Here is a 20,737-nt window from a genome sequence, read left to right on the forward strand (position 1 = left end):
TTCTGTTGTAGTTAATGGACATTGGGGGGAAGTCAGAAATGAAAAGAGTAAATGTTGTCTATGCACTTATTTATAAAGAAGATGAGCAAAAAGTACTGATGGTCAATAACAAAGGTAGCGGGTGGTCTCTTCCCGGCGGTGACGTTGAAGATGGGGAAACGTTAGAGCTGGCAATTATTCGTGAAGCCCAAGAAGAAACAGGTTTGACAATTGAAGTTGACCGTATCGTGGCGGTGAATGAAGCATTTTTTAATGCAAAAGGGCATCACGCTTTATTTCTAACATTTAAAGCAACGATCGTATCCGGGGAATGCTCGATTCAAGACGAAGAAGAAATTTTAGAAATAAAGTGGGTAGATTTGCCGACAGCGAATGGCTTTATGCCTTATCATCCTGGCGGAGTAGAAAGAATGCTTAAATCATCTTCGGCTTATACAATTCAAGTGTAATGGGAGGGATGCTAGAAGATAGAATAGAATATGGGATTAGTCGATGGTGAAATGGAGTGGCAAGAGTTATGGAGAAAAGGTATATTCAAGAATTATTAAGCGTATTAGTTTATAGAGAATACGAAATTTGAACTTTTTCATTTTAGTAAGGAAAAGAAACTGATGAATATGGGGAGGAGTAACGACATGTCATTTGTCTCTTCAATTATTCAGGGCAATTTCTAAGTATTCTATAGGCTTTATAAACATTCTAGTTGATTAAAAAAATGGATTTTTACCGTTATCATAATTAATTCATATACTAAAAATAAATAACAAGGGGATGTAATGTATGGGACTGTTATTATATTTAATTATTGGGGGAATCATCGGTTGGTTTGCAGGGTTAGTCGCAGGTAAAGATATGCCGGGTGGACTCGTAGGAAATGTGATTGCTGGTATCATTGGTGCATGGATTGGAAGTAGGTTGCTAGGGAATTGGGGTCCGAAATTAGCTGATTTTTACATTGTACCTGCCATTGTCGGAGCACTTATCATAGTGATTGTTGTTAGTTTCGTTATGAAATCCATGCGTAGGAGATATTAATCTCTTCATGATTGAAAGTTATTTGATGGCAAGGAAATAAGAAAACGCTGACTAGTTAAGCTCAGCGTTTTTTAATCGTAGCTTAGAAAATCATAAGATCACGTACTGTGGATAAGCTGCAACATAGAGATTTTACGTCCAGACTCCAGCGCCTAGAGGCTCGGGTCATAAGTCGGTCCGGCTGTGCGGCAAAGAACGCCGCTTCGCCAGCCCGTCTTATGCCTGTCGCCCCTGAACAGGCACTTGCGCTTTTGTTCTTTAGAAAAGTAGGTATCGAATGTATTTGTTAATTATATAGTCGACACTTAACAATTAGAGTGTTCTTCCAACACCGCTTTGTCGCTTGGTGATGGCCTCACGCAATAAGCCCGTCAGAAAGGGATGAACTGCATCCCTCCTTGGTCTATATTGCTCCGGTGCCTGCAGGATGCGGCGATATTGGGCTGTCTATCATTAGTGTCGCTCCTTCGCTAGATTTGTTCGTTATACGGGTGAGGTATACCGCCTAGTTAATTCTAATAAGTAGTGCCAAATATATTATTCCAGCGAAAACTTCTCTCTATAATTCGTCGCATCCTTCAATGCTTTCTCTTCTGCGGGAATCCGCACGGATAACATCCAAACATTCAGCAATGTGAAAATGATTGCTGTTAAATAAGCACCAAACATGAGGGGAAGCACCAAGAGCTCAGTCGTCACAATTACATAATTCGGATGGCGCACCCACTTATACGGGCCTTTCTGTACAACGTCTGCACCTGGTAAGATGATGATTTTTGTATTCCAGAACTTCCCGAGCGAAGTAAGGCACCAGATCCGTGCTACTTGCGCCGTTAGAAAAATGACGAGAAGTATAATCCATATTGATGACAGTGACTTGTCGAGCAGAATGACTTCTGCAAGAAGGGAAATGAAAAAGGCTATATGCATGGCAACCATAATGGGGTAGTGGGCGGCACCCGCTTCGAAAGCCCCTTGGCTGCGCATCCATTGCTCATTGCGTTTCGCAACAACAAGTTCAACAAGCCGCTGTAAGATAACGATTGAAATGACAATGGCAAATAGCATCTGCAAAACACCTCATTCCCATTTCAATAACAGCAGTTCACCACAAAATCCAGGGCCGAGTGCAGCCATTAGTCCATACTCACCGGCAGCAGGTTCACTTTCCATGAACTTCTCTAACACGTAAAGGATAGTAGGGGACGACATATTCCCATTGTGACGCAATACATCACGCGAAATATCCGTTTTGTTTTGATCAAATCCTAGGGCTGTTTCATATGCTTCAAGTATTTTTTTTCCACCAGGATGTGCGACGAAGTGTGAGATATCGTCTTTTGTTAGCCCATGATCACCGAGGAATTCATGGACGAAAGGTCCGAGCCAATTTGTTATGATAGCTGGAATGCTTTTTGAGAAAACAACATACAGTCCAGTGTTTTTCACATCCCAGCCCATAACATTTTCAGAATCAGGCATCAGTTTTGACGTGGTTGCAATAACCTTGGGCATCGCTTTTTTGACCTTCACCGAAGATTTATCCCCAGAAACCAATGCGCAAGCAATCCCATCAGAAAATAGTGAGACACCTACTAGATTACTTTTTGAATAATCGTCTTTCTGAAACGTCAAACTGCATAATTCAGCAGAGAGTACAAGGACATTTGCTTCCGGAAAGGCAAGGCAATACTCATACGCCCTGCTGATTCCAGCGGCTCCTCCAGCACAACCAAGCCCCCAAATAGGAACACGTTTTGTATCATCCCGAAAAGGAAGCCGATTCATAATACGTGCTTCAATGCTTGGTGTTGAAATCCCACTGCTTGAGATGAAGTAAATGGCGTCAATCATTGACGGTTCAATCGGTTCATCAAGCATGCCATCCCCTTTGAGACATGACAGCACAGCTTGTACACCGAAATCGACAGTATGTTGAATGTATAAATTATTGCGCTCTTCAAAGTCATGCTCTTTTCCATACCATTCAATGGGCATACAGACATTCCGCGTTTCGATGTCGCCATTTTGAAAGACTTTTAAAAGCCTTTCAATATCATTATATTTCTCACTAAAAAGTGATCGGGTTAACTCAACTGCTTGTTGCTGTTTCACTTCATGAGGCGGTTTAAAAGTACTAACAGAAAGAATTTTTGGCATAGGCTACCTCCAGCTTCATTAATAGTACTCATTGCCTTAATATGACTTTATCAAACATTGATATTGAGCATGCCCACCATGTAAATAGGGAACTTCATGTAAAATGGAGGGAATGATGATAGGGGGGCTTTTATGTCCATAAAATTAAGCATTTTAGACCAATCGCCGATTTCCGAAGGCAGTAACGCCGTGGAATCGCTAAAACACACAGCACAACTTGCAAAAAAAGCTGAGGAATGGGGTTATACAAGGTTCTGGGTTTCTGAACACCATGACGCAACGACGCTTGCTGGGTCATCACCTGAAATACTCATCTCACATCTTGCATCTGTTACGTCTTCAATCCGTTTAGGGTCAGGTGGTGTAATGTTGCCTCATTACTCGGCTTATAAAGTAGCTGAGAACTTCAAACTTCTTGAAGCACTTTTTCCAGGACGGATTGATGCTGGGGTTGGCCGCGCACCGGGTGGAATGCCGCGTGCGACATATGCACTGCATGACGGGAACTACCGAGATGTCAATAAATTCCCTGGACAAGTGGATGACTTGCTCATGTATTTGAATGACACAATGCCAGCAGAGCACATATATCAAGGCTTGAAAGCAACGCCCATCATTGAAGAAGCACCACCAGTTTGGATGTTGGGATCAAGCCAAAGTTCCGCACTTCTCGCAGCAGAAAAAGGGTTACCGTATATGTTTGCACAGTTCATCAACGGAGAAGGAGGCCCTTCTTACGCGAATCACTATCGCAAAAGATTCCAACCTTCTGCATATTTGCAAAGGCCAAAGCAGGCAGTTGCTGTCTTCTTCGCCTGTGCAGAAACGGAAGAAGAAGCGGAGCGAATTGTCTCTTCACTTGATTTGTCCATGGTCATGCTTGAACAGGGAATGCCCTCAGTTGGAACTCCTTCACCCGACAAAGCGCTTACTTATCCATATAGTCATTATGAACAGCAACGGGTTATCGAAAATCGCAAACGGATGATTGTCGGTACGCCAAAAAAGGTCCGTGCTGAGATTGAAAAAATTGCAGAAGAATATAATGCGGATGAAGTGATGCTTGTCATGATTGCTTACGATTTCCAAGATAAGCTGAAATCCTATGAATTGATTGCTAAGGAAATGTTAGTCTGAACGATTGTCTACCCTTCAACGTACGCATAACTTGTACAAAAGATGACAGAACGATGAAAAAAGCTTGTCGATAGGCTGCTGGATTTCATTCAGGGAGAGCAATGTATTTCAATTTAAGATACCAGCATAGACGAGCACTGCCTTTTGGCGGTGCTCTTATTTTGTTTTTTTGAAATCTAAGGAACTGTATAAAATAGCCCGTTAGATCTGACAAGAATAGTGAAACTGATTTGATAAAAGTAAGGAAAGAAATTTAAAAGTAAACAAAAAGAAAGAGCATGTTTTGAAAGGAATTATTCGAAACATACTCTTTCTATCTTCAATTGAAACATCGATTAGGACGGAATTTAAGATACTTATTGGTTTATTAATTGATTATATATTTGATAACAGCCATTTCTTTACCGAACCTATCACCATCATCAATAAATCCCAAACTAGAGTACAAATTATGAGCTCCCAAGTTATTTGGATGATAACCTACTACAATTTTTATTGCATTTAGCGATATAGCCATTTCTGATATCATTAGTTTAGTAGCGGCTTTACCTATACCTTTGCCTTGGAATTGCTTATCCACCATTATTCTATATACCCAATAACCATCAAGTTCCTCTTGAACAGAATTGTACATCAAAAAACCAACTACTCTTTCTTCAGCATAAATAGCATATGGCTTTAACGTAAGTTCAAACTTTGATTGAGCTATTGATATTGCATTTGGCTCAATATATTCTTGTTGTTCTTTTGATACCTCTAATTCACAACAGTCATACCAGTTTTCTGCATTTAGTTCTACAATTTTCACATTCTCTGTACTCATAATTTTCCCCTTTCAAAATTCGGGGAAACACTAAACCAATTTGTTAATTAGTCGCTATCCCCTTGTAGTCGTCAGTAATAAAAGTGATTTTGTTTGTCATAATGAACGCCTCCTCTTACTATTTCTCCCTACTAATTATCAGATAATTTGTGAGCATTTTGATTATATCATATTAATTGTCATAAATTTCTTTTTTCCTCTACTATATATTCAGCACACGTCTGTTGATTAACCATTACCTTGCATAAAGAGCAGGTAAGAAAGACTTGAAAAACTCTATTTTCACTGGATCATTTCCGGTCCGCTTTCGGCGAACTATTCATGACCTCTTTACCGAGTGGCAAGTGTGGCTAGAAATGACTTCGTCATTCCTAGCCACACTTGTTTCGGTCATCCCGTTACGAATAGTTGCCTGTCGCATTCCTACAACGTTCAAGTAAAAAATATAGCTGTTTTTTAAAAAAAGAATAGATGACTTTTTATAAAGGTTGTAAGTGCCCGAAGATACAATTTCGGGCACTCAAGTACTTTGTACAAGGTGTTCCTTGCTTACTTTTAGTAAAGATTACGCGTCTTATCATGCGATGTACTATAAGAAAGTGACTCTTCCTTAACTAAAAAAGACAAGACTATGGAGAAGACTTCAGCCGTCAAAATTGTATCTTTGGCGGCTATTATCCAGATAAAAAGTTCCGCTATTCTTTCGTTCCGAAAAGTTTTAGCACTTTGTGTACGTATACATTTGGAGAGCGACGGATGAATAAGCACCATTCCTACACTTCAAGACATCTCGGTAATCCTATAGAGGTCGTTCAATCTAAAGCGACCCAAAAGTAATTGCACACGAATCGCCTAGTGTTGGATTCAGTTATTTACTGGTTGTTTTTGGTTAATCAACACATGTGTATTCGGCACTACTTATTTGGGGTTAAATGGGTGATATACCTCGCCCGTATAACGAACAAGGCGGTGTTGGAAGAACATTCTATTTGTTAAGCACCGACTATATACTATTGCTCTTATCAAGGCGAAAATGAAAACATATTGCATATATACGTCTTACCGTTATGGATAATTGTGGTAGAGTGGAGGGAGATACGATTAATAAAGGGGGTTAGTTTATTGTCTATTTTAGGAATTATACCTTTCTTACTGTATTTAGGTATTCTAGGATTTGGTATTTATGCAGTTGTTGCTATTATAAAGTCCGCGAAACAAAGGAATGAATACCTGAAAGAAATACGTGATGAAATGAGGAAAAAAGTATAGAATGCCGACGATGCTTTAAACTAGAAAATATTCATAATGAAAAGAGCTATTTTATGGGGGAAAAGCATTGGAATTGATTATTGGAGTGGCTCTTGTACTGATTGTGTTTTTTTCTTCAAACACAATTGAGAAAAGTTTAAAGACCATTGAAACGCAAAACAATCGAGTAATAGATCTTTTAGAAGAAATAAGGGACAAAAAATAACGATACTGACAAAAAAGAGCCCAACCGATTATGGTTTGGGCTCTCTTTCTATTTTTCATAAGATGCTTACTGGTTTTTTCTTACTTATCTACAAGTTCCGTACACAACTTTTTTAAACTTTCTTCGAACTTCAAATCACTCTCTTTTGAACGCTTTTTTGGTCCGCGTAATCGTCCGCCAGCCATTCGAACTTTCTGGGCGGTATGGCGAGCATATAACAGCTGGTCAATATTGTCTTCCGTATAAAGTCGCCCGTTTTGGTCAATTGGATGCCCTTTTTTTGCAAGCACCATCGCGGCCAAACCGTAATCTTGTGTAACGACAATATCATCTTTCTGTACACGATTTACAAGAACAAAATCAACTGCATCCGCCCCCTTAGAGACGATAATAGTCTCTGCACCATCTCGATGCATTTCGTGGGTCGTATCGCAGATAAGGATGCAGCGAAATCCGAAGGTCCCCGCTATTCGGATCGTTTCTTTCACAACCGGACACGCATCCGCGTCGATTAGAATTGTCGTCATAAAGCAGCCTCCCTTTATCTTTAGTATGCCAGATTTTATGAATAAAGAACTCGTTTTGTATTATTCTTTGGTTGTACCTGAAAAGGTTAGTTCAAAAATCGATGTACCAACAATTTTGGCGACGTTAACAAGACGGGCCTTACTTAACTTTTCAATTGTGTCCTCTGGCGTATGATACCACTCTTCCACAGGATCATAAATGAACAAGGCTGCGTCGATTCCTGCATTATGAAAAGGTGTGTGATCGCTTCTATCACCGAAGTCGGTCTCGATTGGGTCACCATTTAGTGCTTCGTTCGCTTTACTTGCGACTTTTGTAACTACATTGTCTGAACCATCTATCGTTTGTATGGCTAAATCTCCAGCGTCGGCACTGCCAACCATATCCAAGTTGAACATGGCGGCAGAGCGCTTGATTTCATCTTTCGTCAAAGTACTTACATACTTTTCTGAACCGTGTAATCCTTCTTCTTCAGCACCAAAAAATAGGAATCGAATTTCTTTATTTGTTGGAATCGTTTTGAACATCCTTGCCAGTTCAAGGACAACTGCTGTACCGCTTGCATTGTCACTCGCACCGGGTGCTTTGTCGACGGAATCATAATGGGCACCAATTAGTATGATGTCATCATCCGCTTCGGAAGTGGGATGCTTAGTGGCAATCAAATTTTGTGATGCAGCCTTGTCAATACGGGCTCCTTTAATTTTAACAGCCGCGCTGACCGGGGTACCGTTTTTCACAAATTCAACAAGCTTCGTTCCTTCATCATAAGTAAGAGCTAGAGCGGGGATGAAGTCTTTGAAATGCTCTCTACCAAGCGTCCAGTTATCAATTTCCAGTTCATCAGGGAAATAGAGAAGAATAGCCTTAGCACCTGCCTCTGAAGCGAATAAAACCAGTTCATAAAAAGCAGTTTTATCAACAGCGACAAGCGCAATTTTTCCTTTTACATCAATTTTTTTGTAATCCTTTTTCAAGCCATATCCTGCATCGATCAATTGACCGTCGACATTACCGTCAACTGAATATTGAAATGGGGCAGGAGAGAGTGGGCCCGGAAAGTCTTCGACAACTAGGCCATGCGACTCTGGTATGACGTACCTTTCGAAATCAAATGGTTGAACTTCGACTTCATATCCTTCCGACTTCAATTGAGCAGTCAAAAAAGCAGCTGCCTGCATTTCCGAGCTTGTGCCAGCTACTCGAGGGTTTTTCGTTAATTCACTTAATGAGGAAAAAATCTTTTCAACGCTTAATTCCTGGATAAATTCAGTTTGTGCTTTATCAAATTCAGGACCTTCCACGCCAGATGAACTAGCTGAACAAGCTGTCATTAGGATAGAAATTAGTAATAGGAATGGGAACAGCATTTTTTTACGGGTCATAAGATTCCTCCATTCTAATTATGGAAATTATACCATGACGATACAGTTACATTAAAATCGTGACAGGGATGGATTCACAAAGCCAGGCAAGCAACGCTACTAGAGGAAGTGAAACGGCGAGTTCTATAAATAGCAGGAGAATGCCCATGTCCTCTATTTTTATGATAATGAAGGGGAAATTACGACAGGTGACGAAAAGGTTTATAGAGTAAAGAAAAATTTGGAGGGATATATATGTTTAAAACAATCGAAGAGTTTCTTATTAACTGGGGCCATGAAAGTGAATCGACACAGAAAATCCTAAACACATTAACTGATAAGTCTCTTGATCAAGAAGTGTCAGCCGAAGACCGTACCCTTGGCCGAATCGCATGGCATATCGTTACAACGCTTGGCGAGATGATGTCAAGGACAGGCCTTGATTTCGAAGCAAATCCTCACGATGCAGCTGTACCAACATCGGCTGTTGAAATTGCTGGGGCTTACCGTTCAACAAATGAAGCAATGGTTGCGGCAATCAAAGAACAGTGGACTGATGAATCGTTAGCTGAATTAAAAGAGATGTACGGGGAGCAATGGGCGATCGGAACTGTGCTTGGTATATTAACCGCGCACCAAACGCATCACCGCGGTCAAATGACCGTACTTATGAGACAATCCGGCTTGCCTGTGCCGGGCGTCTACGGACCATCTCGCGAAGAGTGGGCAGCATTTGGTGGAGAAGCACCGGTCGTGTAAAGACATGAAAAAGCTGAGGACACCTGGAAATCGGTGTCCTCAGCTTTTTTTATTTGAGATTAACTAGTTAACATGGAAAACGAGCATATAGGGTTGTAGACCGAGCATATCCGTAAGCAAAACGATCATATACCATTACTCCCGAGCATATCAGTAAGCAAAGCGATTACATACCATTGCTCCCGAGCATATCCGTAAGCAAAACGATCATATGCCATTGCTCCCGAGCATATCAGTACGCAAAACGATCATATGCCGTTGCCCCTGAGCATATCCGTAAGCAAAACGATCATATCCCATTGCTCCCGAGCATATCCGTAAGCAAAACGATCATATGCCATTGCTCCCGAGCATATCCGTAAGCAAAACGATCATATGCCATTGCTCCCGAGCATATCCGTAAGCAAAACGATCATATGCCATTACCTCCCGAGCTTATCCGTAAGCAAAACGATCATATGCCATTGCTCTCGAGCATATCCGTAAGCAAAACGATCATATGCCATTAGCTCTCGAGCATATCCGTAAGCAAAACGATCATATGCCATTGCTCTCGAGCAAATCAGTAAGCAAAACGATCATATGCCATTGCTCCCGAGCATATCCGTAAGCTAAAGGATCATATCCCATTGCCCCCGAGCATATCCGTAAGCTAAAGGATCATATCCCATTGCTCCCGAGCATATCCGTAAGCTAAAGGATCATATCCCATTGCCCCCGAGCAAATCAGTAAGCAAAGCGATCATATGTCATCGCTCCCGAGCAAATCAGTAAGCAAAGCGATCATATGTCATCGCTCCCGAGCAAATCAGTAAGCAAAGCGATCATAAACCATTGCCACCGACCACATCAGTTCACCGAGCGAATATAAACCATCACCAACCAATCATATCCATGGTCACCCGACCGTAATCCGTCCATTATCCGACTTCAAACGAATCGTATGTTCACCAGTGCCGATGACCGTCCGTGAATTGCGTTCGCCAAATACATCGACTTTACCATGGCCCGTTTTCGTATGAATGGAGACATTTGTTGGCTTGCTAGTTGATTGAATAACAATGCTTCCGTTATCAGTTTGAAAATCAATATTTCGATCAAGGCTGTCCGTCTGAAGTGTAATACGGCCATTATCAGTACTGCCAACAATGGAACCCGTGACATGTTCGAGCTCGATTCTACCATTATCAGACTCAGCTGCAATGCTGTCCGCATCGACATGACGCATTTCAATTCGCCCGTTATCCGTTTTCGCTCGTAAATGATCGATCTGCACCTTATCGATTTCAATTCGTCCATTATCCGTTTCAGCTGTCAACGAAGTGGCAGCAATCTCTTTTAATTGGATTTTTCCATTGTCGGTATTTACACTGACTTTTTTGCAGAGTATTTTCTCAGCAGAAATCCGTCCATTATCTGTCTTCATCGCAATCGATTGATACAGCTTCATTGGAATAATCACGTTAAGGGTCACCGCTTTCATATTGAAATTGAACATGAGTAACCAGTGGCGTAAACTTTTAAGCCTGATGAACAATGTATCGCCAACGACTTCCGCAGTTAGTTTCAATTTTTCATTAGAACCAATCAATTCAACGGTCGTCATCAAACTGTCAGATGGACTGACAAATAGTGCGCCATGCTGGACGTTGATATCGACATTCAAAAACAGGTTATCTTGGATTGTAATGATTTCATTCGTTGACACGATTTCCGCTTTACTTTCCACAAATGAAGACGACTCAAGTAATTCTTCAGCAATTTTCGTAGGAGAGCCTAGGGAGGTGGCGATGTCGTTTTCTGTTTTTCCATCCTCACGGCCATTCGAGAAGTATTCTTGGATATCTTGAATAATTTCATTCCGTTCCTCAGCAGGCAGTTGGTTCAATGCAGTTTCAAGTTCAACTATAAATTGGTTTTCAGTCATTCCTTACACCCTCCTCGATTAATGTATTGACGCCATCCGTGAAACTTTTCCATTCGTTTAACTGTTCATGAAGATATTCTCGGCCAGCATCCGTCAATGTGTAGTACTTACGGGGAGGACCTTCCGTTGATTCCTGCAAATAGGTCGTGAAATAACCTTCTTTCGTTAACCGACGTAGCAGGGGATAAACAGAACCTTCGGAAATGGAAATCTGATCGGAAATCTTTTGCACAAGCTCATAGCCATAGCGATCTTGCTTATCAAGAAGAACAAGCACGCATAAATTCAACACACCTTTTTTGAATTGTACATTCACTTTGATTACACTCCTTTCACTATAGTTCAATGGACAGTACTATCTCATACAAAGTACTTGTTGACAACAATATATCATATAGTATTATTCATTGCAAGGTACTGGATTTGTCATTTATACAAGTACTTTTCATACCCACACAATTTCCGCACATAATTTTGAGTGTTAGCCAAACTAATGTGTAAATCCGAATTGCCTCAATTGGAAAAATTGTGAGCATTTATGAGGAAGGCAAGTAACGGTGATATTCCTGGCATTTGACAATGATTTCATAGTTGGCAGGAAGAGCCTGCGTGAAAATCTTTCATTGGGGAACTATAAGGGGACAAAATAATTGGAGGTTCTCAAATGAAAAGTAATAGTCAAAAGAAATTTACAGAAGCGGGTACGGACATTATGGAGGTTAAACGACAAAATGAAGAATCTGGTCTAACGTATAATGAGGTGAAAGAAATACTTGCCAAAACGGGTGGAACTGGAACCGCAATTTATAGTGATACTAATATGGAAGAGGTAAAAAAGAAAAATCTGTAAAAAGATGCCAGGTAACCGAACCGTTTTTAATGGTGTGGATACTTGGCATTTTTTTAGATGAAATAACTTCAACTTAAGGGGAGATTTTCTTGTTTTGATGGTTTACTTACACTGACAAGAGCGAAGTCACTTAAAATGCTTCAACGCCTCCCGCTTACTAAGCGGCTTTAATGGATGATCCTCCACAAATACTTTCACAAGATCTGGATCCGTCTTTGCATATTCTCGTAATGCCCAACCAATCGCTTTTTGGATGAAAAACTCCTTAGAATCTGAATGCTGTTTGATAATCTGGAATAATAGCTCGGTATCTGTCTGTTGTTTGAATTTTAATTGATGAAGAATTGCTGAACGGTTTGTCCACATATTGTCCGAAAGAGACCACTCCAACATGATTTTTTCACCATAATCGCGATCAAGTTTTACAATGTGACCTACAAAGTGAGGCGCAATTGAATCCACGCTATCCCACCATGATTTCGTTTCAATTAATTGAAGTAAAGCAGGAAAATCATCTGTCGTTAAATGCTTTTTCATTTTCTCAATCAGCGCAATTGCTGCATATTGGTACTCCCGCTTCGGCAGTTCATAAAGTTTCCACACTTCTTCAAACAGCTGCTCAGGTACAGGCAACGTATATTCGGCGAAGTGCTCTTTCAATAATTCCTTACGTCTAGGACTTTTGATACCGAGGAAAGGGAAATGATTTTTCAGATAGGCCGTCATCGGTCCAGCTAGTTCTTCATTGCGATTGGCTTCAAATAGTTCAATAATTCCTTGATGATTCCATACTGTTTTCAATGAAATTACCTCCTGACGGTGTGATTAAGAAAAGCGTATCAAAAAGAATAACTTAATGCTATATACTTGGCACTATTAATTTAGAATTCAATAGAAACTGCAATAATCTATTTGTACGACACATGAATCTAGCGACGTAGCGATATTGGAAACTGATTCCTAGTAATAATCACAAAAAAATCACTTCCTTTCCAATTGTTAAGTGCCGAGTATATAGATGATATTGAGGGATATTTCTTGAATAAATAATTTAATCGGAATGAAATAACAAAGTGCTTAACATAGAAAACAGTCCTGTGAAGCGAGTAACATTCGCATCACGGGACTGTTTCAGTAGTGATGCTATCATGTGTTAAATTAAGGAAAACAAATAATTATAATAAGTTGAATCTATTGCCTTAATAGAAGTTTTTTCATCGTTTCATTAGCACATAAATCCACTTTCTTGTGGAAGGCTATCTTTATGTGGAGGTGTAGAAATGGGGAAGAAAACGTCAGGTGGCAAGGACGAGGCAGCGAATCTTGCTTGGTGGCAATTATCCCTAATTGGAGTAGGTTGCATTATAGGTACAGGTTTTTTCCTGGCATCAAGTATTGCAATCAAAATGACAGGTCCATCGGTCATTCTAGCCTTTATAATGGCTGCAAGTGCAACGTATATCGTGTTTGAAGCACTAGCGAAAATGTCTGCAAAGGATCCGCAGAAAGGGTCATTCCGTACCTATGCAAAAAAAGCATATGGACGTTGGGCCGGTTTTAGTAGTGGTTGGGTTTACTGGTGTTCGGAAATATTAATCATTGGCAGTCAGCTTACGGCGATTTCAATCTTGTCTAGATTTTGGTTTCCTAATGTTAAGTTATGGATATTTGCATCGATCTATGCCGTTTGCGGGCTCATTGTTCTTTTTATTGGAGCAAAAGCGTTTGGGAAATTAGAAAGCGTATACGCTGTAATGAAAATTGCCGCTATTTTTATGTTTATTGTGATTGCCATTTTAGCGCTGACAGGGACACTTGAGGGCGACCAAAAGGCTGGGATTCCAGAAACAGTAAATGAATTCTTTCCAAACGGATTAATCGGGTTTTGGAGCGCTCTTTTATTTGCCTTTTACGCTCATGGAGGAATTGAAGTAATGGGCGTAATGGCTATCCATCTTAAAAATAAGGAGGACGCTCCCAAATCGGGTAAAGTCATGTTAGGGTTGCTTGGAATAATTTATGTTACCGCACTTTCGTTAGCGCTATTACTGATGCCATATGATAAGTTCAGAGAGAACAAAAGCCCTTTTGTTGAGGCTTTATCAGGTGTTAGTAATATCGAATTTTTCCCGCATGTGTTTACAGCTGCAATTATTATTGCCGGGTTTTCAACGATGTCTGCATCCCTGTTTTCGGTTACCACGATACTTCTGACAATATCTGAAGATGGAGATGCTCCTAAAATATTCAGTAAACAAACGAAAAAGAAATTCAAAATGCCGTTACCTGCTATCGCTTTAACATCAACTGGGCTTGTACTTTCTATAGTTACCTCTTTATTATTGCCTGAAAAAGTGTACGAATATATAACCACTGCTGCGGCACTAATGCTGCTTTATAATTGGCTTTTCATTTTAGTCATGTATCACAGATTAATTGAGCCGACTACTGCGGATAAAGTAAAAAGAGTGATTGGAATGATTCTGGTCGTTGCCGCCGTTAGCGGAACACTCTTTCATAAAACAAGTCGACCAGGCTTTTTTATCAGTTTAGTTTTTCTTGCGGTAATCGGGATTGTAGTCATATCGTTGCGGAAAAGATGGAAGAAAGAAGAAGCTCAAAATAGTGCGTGATAGGCTTGAATACCAAAGTAAATCCCAAATCCGATCATGGCTAGGGACGAAAAAATGGAAATGAGCTTCAAAAGATTGGTGGATAAAAATCTGCGTGCACCACTGGATATAGTAGCCATTATAGTATCCCATAAAATAATACCGACTATGATGGCTATGCTATTGATAATGATTTGATTCCCTGAAAAGTTTTTGGCTGTTTCCGCAAGAACTGAACCATAGATCCCCAGCCAAAAAAGAATAGTAAGCGGATTCAAAAGTGACATGAAAAAACCTGATAATAAGGAACGTCTAAGACGAGTTTTTTTACCAAATCTCTAAGCTAACTCAATTTTATGTAGCGAAAGTAAACCCTCAATACCCGTATATGTAAGAACAAAACAACCAAAAGACCAAAGAATTATTTTTACAAGAGGGAACTCAATAATTTGGCCAATCCCGAAATATACCATAATCATATACAAGACATTAGCTGTTAAAGCTCCAATACCAAAAATCCAAGCATGAAAAAATCCGTTTTTAATCCCCGTGTCTAGTTGCGCCGCGTTAACAGGGCCGATTGGCGCAGCCAAGGATACACCTAAAAAGATATAGGCAACTATTGAATTCATGAAAAAGTCCGCCCTTAAAATGATGTCTATGTATCTTATTCGAAGGGATTGACCTGTACAACTATCTAAAGGAGAAATTCTACTTAAAAAAAGAACTTAGCAACAATCGCTGCTAGGTCCTATTTTTACGCTATTTTATTCGTTTTTTCAATTTCCTCGACTTTGATGAACTTAAAGACAATGAATAATAGGATGAATCCCAATACACCTGCAGTAATATAGCTAACATTGAGAAAGTTTTTCATTGCAAGTGACATAATAGGGGGACCAGCTGCGACACCGATAAATCTCGCTGAGCTATAAAAAGAGGAAACCGTGCCTCTTAACTCTTTTTTTATGTTTTCTGTAATAATAGCGTCGAGTGCAGGCAATAATGCACCAATAGCTATTCCAACTATACTCGTTACCACTAACAGAAGGAACAGTTTTTTGCTTGTAAACCCTACGAATATGACGCTGACGGACATTGCGATCAAGCAAATAATCATTACTTTTTTTATCGTCTGTAAATCCCCTTTAATTTTTCGACCGGAAATAAACGAAGAAATACAAAGTAACAGTAGCGGTATGGCCAAAACAAACCCTTTTTTTATACCCTTTATATCATGAACTTTTTCAAGGTTTTCTGATAGGAAAAATAACATGCTGAATAATATCAGCATAACCAGGACCCCATTAAGGAATACGGTATACAACCATTTTCCTTCCACCTTGAATACTTTTTTTGTGTTACTTAAAAACTGCTTAAACTTTACAGGATCATCTTTTTCTTTGGGGACTTTAACAAAGAAAAAGATAAGTGCAAAAGAAATTAAACTAAGCGCTGAAATGGAGAAGAACGGCAGGAACCATAAAATAGCAGCAAATACTGAACCTAAGATGGGACTTAATACTTTTCCAAACGTGTTCGACGTTTCGATAATTCCTAAACAAGAACTCATTTTTTCATCATCATCTTGATAAAGGTCACCCACAAGTGGCAAAATGATTGGCATGGCTCCAGCCGCCCCTACTCCCTGCAGGATTCTACCAAAGATGATCATTGTGTATGGGTCCTCCATTTTCCATGAAGCAAACCCGGCAATCAGACCCCCGATTAAAGCGAAGATTAAACTCGGTAATATAACCATTTTCCTACCAAAACGGTCTGATAAATAGCCTGCTACTGGTATTAGAAAAATAGCCGCGACTGAATAGCTTGTAATGATCATGCTCGACTGAAATGATGTGATTCCGACCTTTTCTTCCAGTATCGGGAGCACTGGAATAAGCATGGAATTCCCTAGTGTCATGATAAGAGGAATTGAAGCCATACTTACAGTGCACCATATACTTACTTGAACCGTACTTTTTCCCATTACCACACCTCGACTAATCCTGTTTTTGACTAATAAAGGTATGGTCTCCTTGTGTGTTCATTTTATGCGTTAGATGTTTATTGTATAGTCTTTTACTAAACAGTACTATGTGAAAATGAGGGAACATACTTATGAAACCAGGTGAGGGTGTATTAAAATAACGCTTGAAAAGCCTGCATACCAAAGAAGATTCCGAAACCAATCATTATTATGGATGAAATAAGAGAGACGATTTTCAAAAGCTTGGTGGATAATAATTTACGAGCTCCACTGGATAAAAAGGACATTATAAAATCCACTAAAATGATGCCAACCAAAATGGCGATACTATTTATAAAAATTTGATATCCTGTAGAGACTCCAGCCGTATTCGCGAGTATAGAACCATATATCCCTAGCCAAAAAAGGATGGTCAGTGGATTCAACAATGACATGAAGAAACCAGATAGTATTGATTTTCTAAGTCGGACTCTTTTACCGGATTTCAAATTCATTTCAATTTTATGTAGCGATAGTAAATTTTCTATACCCGTATACAACAGTACAAAACAGCCAAAAGACCAAAGAATTATTCTCATTAAAGGCGAATCAATAAATTGACCAACGCCAAAATACACTATGAACATATACATGATGTCGGTTGTCAAAGCACCAAGACTAAAAAACCAGGCATGAAAAAAACCATTTTTAATACCCGTATTTAATAAGACGGACTTAACCGGTCCAATTGGTGCAGCCATTGATATGCCTAAAAAGATATAGGTGAATATTGAATTCATGAATAGCCCTCCACTAATATGACGTCATTTCATTTTATTCAAAGGCGATGACTTATAGGACTATTTAAAGGGGGGAATTCAAATGGAATGTTTGAGGTTGTATTCTCTGCTTTAGAAGCGTTTTTATTAACATAATATTAAGTTGCGATGGCTCCGTTCATCTGATTAAAGACTGCCTTTATATAGTGGATTTGGTAAGAAGAAATGATAAATCTCGATTTAGTAAACAACACTTTGCCTCGTGATTTCCGAAAAAAGATAATTCGTTGAAGTTGGATAACTTGTGATAAACTATTTTAGAAGTCGAAATAATTTACCAGGGGGAAATCATATGTCTAATGAAGTAAAAGTTATTTTCGCAAACAATCCAATTGTTTCGGGAAATGCTGCGATCAAACAATTCGTAGCCAATCAAAAGGCGGGGCATAGTTCTGTATTAATCGGAGAAACACATTATATTGTGGTAAAAGAGTGTAAAGAAAAAGATATGACACTAGAGAAAGTTCGCGCAACAGCAGGGAATATTGCTCGAGATGTAAGCGCTCAAAAAGCCGAAACAGCAATTGTTGAAGCGCAAGTTCTTTTGGATGCCTATACAAAGTTGGATAAAGGATCTGTGCTGACAGCATTTACAGAAGGATGGGAACTAGGAGCGTACCAGTTTGTTACATATAAATCGGATGTCACAGCATTCCAAACTAAGCTTCATGTAGTTGGAGACGAAGCGAAACCATTCGTTGAAGCAGGGAAGATTCGTGCGGCAGCAACTGCATTCTCACGCGACTTGATGAATGAACTGTCAAACGTCTTAAATCCAGAAACATTCCCGGAAGTATTGAAGAACAACTTTGAAGGTACTGGCGTTGAAGTGAATGTGTTCGATAAAGAAAAGCTTAAGGAAATGAAGATGAACGGCGTCCTGACAGTCGCGCGTGGCAGTATCTACAAGCCTTCATTCGTTGAACTAGTTTACAAAGGTGACGCATCGCAACCGCTTGTGGCACTCGTCGGTAAAGGCGTGACATTCGATACAGGTGGCATCAGCTTGAAGGGCGGCAAAGACCTAAGTGATATGCGCATGGATATGGGGGGAGCAGCTGCTGTTTCTGGTGCACTCACATTGCTTGCGAAATCGAACGCGAAAGTGAATGTCGTGGCACTTATTCCAATTGTGGAAAACATGCCTGACAACACATCAGTTTTACCAGGAGAAGTTATTACCTACAAAAATGGATTGACGGTGCAAGTCGGCAATACCGATGCAGAAGGACGCCTCATTTTAGCAGATGCACTTATTCGTGCAGGCGAATGGAAAGCGGACTACATCGTCGATATCGCAACGCTCACAGGCGCAATCGTCAATGCACTCGGCACTGAAATCGGTGGCGTTTTCGGAGATGAAGAACTTTCTGCCCAAATGAAAAAAATCGGCGATCAAAACGGTGATTTCATCTGGCCTATGCCATTAGTTGACGCATACGAAAAGTCGCTTGACAGTGACTATGCGGACATGAACAACATCAGTTCATTAGGTGGGGCAGGATCAATTACGGCAGGCTTATTCCTTCGTCGTTTTGTACCGAAAGAAAGTAAATGGTTGCATGTTGATATGGCGGGCATGATGAGTAAAAACAGTGCTTCAGGATACTATGCAAAATCTGCGACAGGCTACGGTGCACGCCTATTGGCTGACTTTACAACATATGTTTCAAACTAAAAAAGAAAGTACTCAGTTATCATGCTGGGTACTTTCTTGTTATTTGTGAAATTGACCGTGTAATGCTCAAATTATATAGGTACTCATACAACTAACATCTACATATTACCTCTATTTCTACCTATTATTCCTGGTAGAATGAAAGGCTGGAAACTAATCAATATAAAAAAAATTAGGATTTAGTGAAATTTGTTTTTATTGCAAGTGACGTGTGCATTAGTGAATTCAGCATATGCACCTCCAAAAAGGCTCTTGTATTTTTCAGTGCGATTTACTGTACTTATACTTGTGAAGTAACTGCTGTAATTTTGAAGTAAATAGTTATTCAGGTTGTCTCATAATTCGTTTTGATGCAAAAAAGTAAACAAACCAATATATAACTAACAACTCCGAGAAAATTATTACAACCACTTTTATAAGAGGATTAGGACTAAACGAAGCCAAGTTGAAAAAAAGTAGCTGCACGATTAATAGGTTCATTAGTAGTTTTTGAAAAGACTGCTTAATGGCCTTAATTGATAGGGGATAAATACGGGAACTGTTATTTATCGAGTATTGTAAAGGAAGTAACTGGTACCCAGATAAAAATAACAGTGGAAAAGCTATAATCCAGCCATTAGCAGGAAAGAAAAAATGAATGCTAATCCCTATTAAGGTTAATCTTGCATACAAATAATAAAATTCATTATTCCTAATAAACAAGTGTGAAAATAAGTATGTGTAAGAAGAAGATTGCTTATAAGTTATTCCGTTCTTTATTAGCCAACCCAAGAACCTCCTGCGTTTAAACGAATGCTGAAGATGGGGGACATCAATATATATATTAATAAATTTATAAATCTTTAATAGGGACTTTTCTTCTTGACTTATTAAATAGTCCCAATTAAGCCCCCTTCCTTTCTTATTAAATACATAAAACCAAATGAAGGAATTGATAATTAATAAAGTTCCTGCAATTACCCACAGACCTATAAACATCAAATAAATAATTGTATAAAATGTTAGAAACCGAATGACTTTGTGAATTAACTTTGGAAGTTTAGTAGTCATCCATTGTTCAACCCAAGTCAGGCGAATGTTCAAGAGGATTAGACCTGGAAAAGTAATAAGGAATGTAATCGTAATAATTTCACTCTGTTTTACAAGAGGACTAATAATTAATAGCATAATTAGGAGTCTGATCACATCTATAAAAGTGCTATAAAACATCGATTTTCTAAAATATAAGGACAACGCTGTCTCTGCTGGCATTAAAAAGATGACATCAGCTTTTTTGACAAATGTACGAATATCTGTCTTTAAAAAAGTAAACGTAATTACTAATGACGCTATCATTTCGGTTGGAAGAAATGGTGGTAACCACTGAAGAAATTTCACGTAGTAATAAAGAAAAACACTACCAAAGATGATAAAGGAATAAAATACACCCAATGCAATAAGTGAAAAGTATTTCACGATTTCAACATAAAATGCCTTTATTCTTTTATCCCAGATTGAATTAACTTCCATTATATCACCATGACTTTCAAATATGTACTATACTATAAGGGGCATTTACTAAGCATAGATATCACTTATAGTA

The 20,737-nt window shown here is 39.3% G+C and carries 20 protein-coding genes and 1 pseudogene; 9 read left to right on the forward strand and 12 right to left on the reverse strand.

The genetic code is table 11. The features are described from left to right. The first annotated feature begins 38 nt into the window (after positions 1–38). Complete coding sequence (locus MKX62_RS13535; protein WP_067206654.1) at positions 39–449, forward strand: NUDIX hydrolase; 411 nt, start codon at positions 39–41, stop codon at positions 447–449. 331 nt (positions 450–780) lie between these two features. Beyond that, on the forward strand, positions 781–1,035 hold the full coding sequence (locus MKX62_RS13540) for a GlsB/YeaQ/YmgE family stress response membrane protein (protein WP_067206657.1): 255 nt from the start codon (positions 781–783) through the stop codon (positions 1,033–1,035). A 537-nt stretch (positions 1,036–1,572) separates the two neighbouring features. Here MKX62_RS13540 and MKX62_RS13545 read toward each other — a convergent pair. Next, the gene (locus MKX62_RS13545) at positions 1,573–2,103 is read right to left on the reverse strand and encodes an isoprenylcysteine carboxyl methyltransferase family protein (protein ID WP_340741627.1); all 531 of its coding nucleotides are present in this window, start codon (positions 2,101–2,103) and stop codon (positions 1,573–1,575) included. 12 nt (positions 2,104–2,115) lie between these two features. Continuing rightward, entirely contained in the window at positions 2,116–3,195 is a 1,080-nt protein-coding gene (locus tag MKX62_RS13550; protein ID WP_340741628.1) for a type III polyketide synthase, read from the reverse strand. 132 nt (positions 3,196–3,327) lie between these two features. On the opposite strand from MKX62_RS13550, the gene MKX62_RS13555 reads away from it, so the two are divergent. After that, positions 3,328–4,332: an LLM class flavin-dependent oxidoreductase gene (locus MKX62_RS13555; protein ID WP_340741629.1), complete on the forward strand. Its 1,005-nt coding sequence runs from the start codon at positions 3,328–3,330 to the stop codon at positions 4,330–4,332. A gap of 367 nt (positions 4,333–4,699) precedes the next feature. Here the strand turns inward: MKX62_RS13555 and MKX62_RS13560 are convergent, their stop codons facing one another. Then, the gene (locus MKX62_RS13560) at positions 4,700–5,155 is read right to left on the reverse strand and encodes a GNAT family N-acetyltransferase (RefSeq protein ID WP_067206669.1); all 456 of its coding nucleotides are present in this window, start codon (positions 5,153–5,155) and stop codon (positions 4,700–4,702) included. A 1,122-nt stretch (positions 5,156–6,277) separates the two neighbouring features. On the opposite strand from MKX62_RS13560, the gene MKX62_RS13565 reads away from it, so the two are divergent. Then, positions 6,278–6,424, forward strand: coding sequence for a hypothetical protein (locus MKX62_RS13565; protein ID WP_187046972.1), 147 nt, complete (start codon positions 6,278–6,280; stop codon positions 6,422–6,424). A 67-nt stretch (positions 6,425–6,491) separates the two neighbouring features. After that, positions 6,492–6,629, forward strand: a complete 138-nt coding sequence (locus MKX62_RS13570; protein WP_187046973.1) for a hypothetical protein — start codon at positions 6,492–6,494, stop codon at positions 6,627–6,629. Between the two features lie 80 nt (positions 6,630–6,709). On the opposite strand, the gene MKX62_RS13575 is transcribed toward MKX62_RS13570, so the two are convergent. Both MKX62_RS13575 and MKX62_RS13580 read right to left on the reverse strand, forming a co-directional pair. Then, the gene (locus MKX62_RS13575; RefSeq protein ID WP_067206672.1) at positions 6,710–7,156 is read right to left on the reverse strand and encodes a YaiI/YqxD family protein; all 447 of its coding nucleotides are present in this window, start codon (positions 7,154–7,156) and stop codon (positions 6,710–6,712) included. A gap of 60 nt (positions 7,157–7,216) precedes the next feature. Beyond that, entirely contained in the window at positions 7,217–8,542 is a 1,326-nt protein-coding gene (locus tag MKX62_RS13580; protein ID WP_340741630.1) for a M20/M25/M40 family metallo-hydrolase, read from the reverse strand. Between the two features lie 234 nt (positions 8,543–8,776). Here MKX62_RS13580 and MKX62_RS13585 point away from each other — a divergent pair, with 234 nt between their 5' ends. Continuing rightward, on the forward strand, positions 8,777–9,280 hold the full coding sequence (locus tag MKX62_RS13585) for a DinB family protein (RefSeq protein ID WP_340741631.1): 504 nt from the start codon (positions 8,777–8,779) through the stop codon (positions 9,278–9,280). A gap of 898 nt (positions 9,281–10,178) precedes the next feature. Here the strand turns inward: MKX62_RS13585 and MKX62_RS13590 are convergent. Together MKX62_RS13590 and MKX62_RS13595 are read right to left on the reverse strand one after the other, a co-directional pair. Continuing rightward, entirely contained in the window at positions 10,179–11,207 is a 1,029-nt protein-coding gene (locus MKX62_RS13590) for a DUF4097 family beta strand repeat-containing protein (RefSeq protein ID WP_340741632.1), read from the reverse strand. Next, positions 11,200–11,523, reverse strand: a complete 324-nt coding sequence (locus tag MKX62_RS13595; RefSeq protein ID WP_067206684.1) for a PadR family transcriptional regulator — start codon at positions 11,521–11,523, stop codon at positions 11,200–11,202. The genes MKX62_RS13590 and MKX62_RS13595 overlap by 8 nt, the downstream gene beginning before the upstream one ends. Before the next feature lie 348 nt (positions 11,524–11,871). Here MKX62_RS13595 and MKX62_RS13600 point away from each other — a divergent pair, with 348 nt between their 5' ends. Then, the gene (locus MKX62_RS13600; protein ID WP_338653252.1) at positions 11,872–12,057 is read left to right on the forward strand and encodes a gamma-type small acid-soluble spore protein; all 186 of its coding nucleotides are present in this window, start codon (positions 11,872–11,874) and stop codon (positions 12,055–12,057) included. A 126-nt stretch (positions 12,058–12,183) separates the two neighbouring features. Here MKX62_RS13600 and MKX62_RS13605 read toward each other — a convergent pair whose 3' ends face one another. Beyond that, the gene (locus tag MKX62_RS13605) at positions 12,184–12,858 is read right to left on the reverse strand and encodes a DNA alkylation repair protein (protein ID WP_340741633.1); all 675 of its coding nucleotides are present in this window, start codon (positions 12,856–12,858) and stop codon (positions 12,184–12,186) included. A 479-nt stretch (positions 12,859–13,337) separates the two neighbouring features. Between MKX62_RS13605 and MKX62_RS13610 the strand changes: the two genes are divergently transcribed. Beyond that, the gene (locus MKX62_RS13610; RefSeq protein WP_067206690.1) at positions 13,338–14,690 is read left to right on the forward strand and encodes an amino acid permease; all 1,353 of its coding nucleotides are present in this window, start codon (positions 13,338–13,340) and stop codon (positions 14,688–14,690) included. On the opposite strand, the pseudogene MKX62_RS13615 reads toward MKX62_RS13610, so the two are convergent. The 3 genes and pseudogenes from MKX62_RS13615 to MKX62_RS13625 form a co-directional block, all read right to left on the reverse strand. Next, positions 14,675–15,301, reverse strand: a pseudogene (locus MKX62_RS13615) (LysE family transporter). The gene MKX62_RS13610 and the pseudogene MKX62_RS13615 overlap by 16 nt on opposite strands. 125 nt (positions 15,302–15,426) lie before the next feature. After that, positions 15,427–16,659 carry an MFS transporter gene (locus MKX62_RS13620; RefSeq protein WP_340741634.1) on the reverse strand — a complete coding sequence of 411 codons (1,233 nt, stop codon included), beginning with the start codon at positions 16,657–16,659 and terminating at the stop codon, positions 15,427–15,429. A gap of 152 nt (positions 16,660–16,811) precedes the next feature. Next, positions 16,812–17,438: a LysE family transporter gene (locus tag MKX62_RS13625; protein ID WP_187046978.1), complete on the reverse strand. Its 627-nt coding sequence runs from the start codon at positions 17,436–17,438 to the stop codon at positions 16,812–16,814. A gap of 331 nt (positions 17,439–17,769) precedes the next feature. On the opposite strand from MKX62_RS13625, the gene MKX62_RS13630 reads away from it, so the two are divergent. Next, positions 17,770–19,155, forward strand: coding sequence for a leucyl aminopeptidase family protein (locus tag MKX62_RS13630; RefSeq protein WP_340741635.1), 1,386 nt, complete (start codon positions 17,770–17,772; stop codon positions 19,153–19,155). A gap of 321 nt (positions 19,156–19,476) precedes the next feature. Here the strand turns inward: MKX62_RS13630 and MKX62_RS24465 are convergent, their stop codons facing one another. Continuing rightward, positions 19,477–20,664: an ABC transporter permease gene (locus tag MKX62_RS24465; RefSeq protein WP_445683532.1), complete on the reverse strand. Its 1,188-nt coding sequence runs from the start codon at positions 20,662–20,664 to the stop codon at positions 19,477–19,479. Positions 20,665–20,737: the final 73 nt, after the last annotated feature.

Source organism: Sporosarcina sp. FSL K6-5500 (assembly GCF_038005665.1).
In the GTDB taxonomy this organism is placed as follows: Bacteria; Bacillota; Bacilli; order Bacillales_A; family Planococcaceae; genus Sporosarcina; species Sporosarcina psychrophila.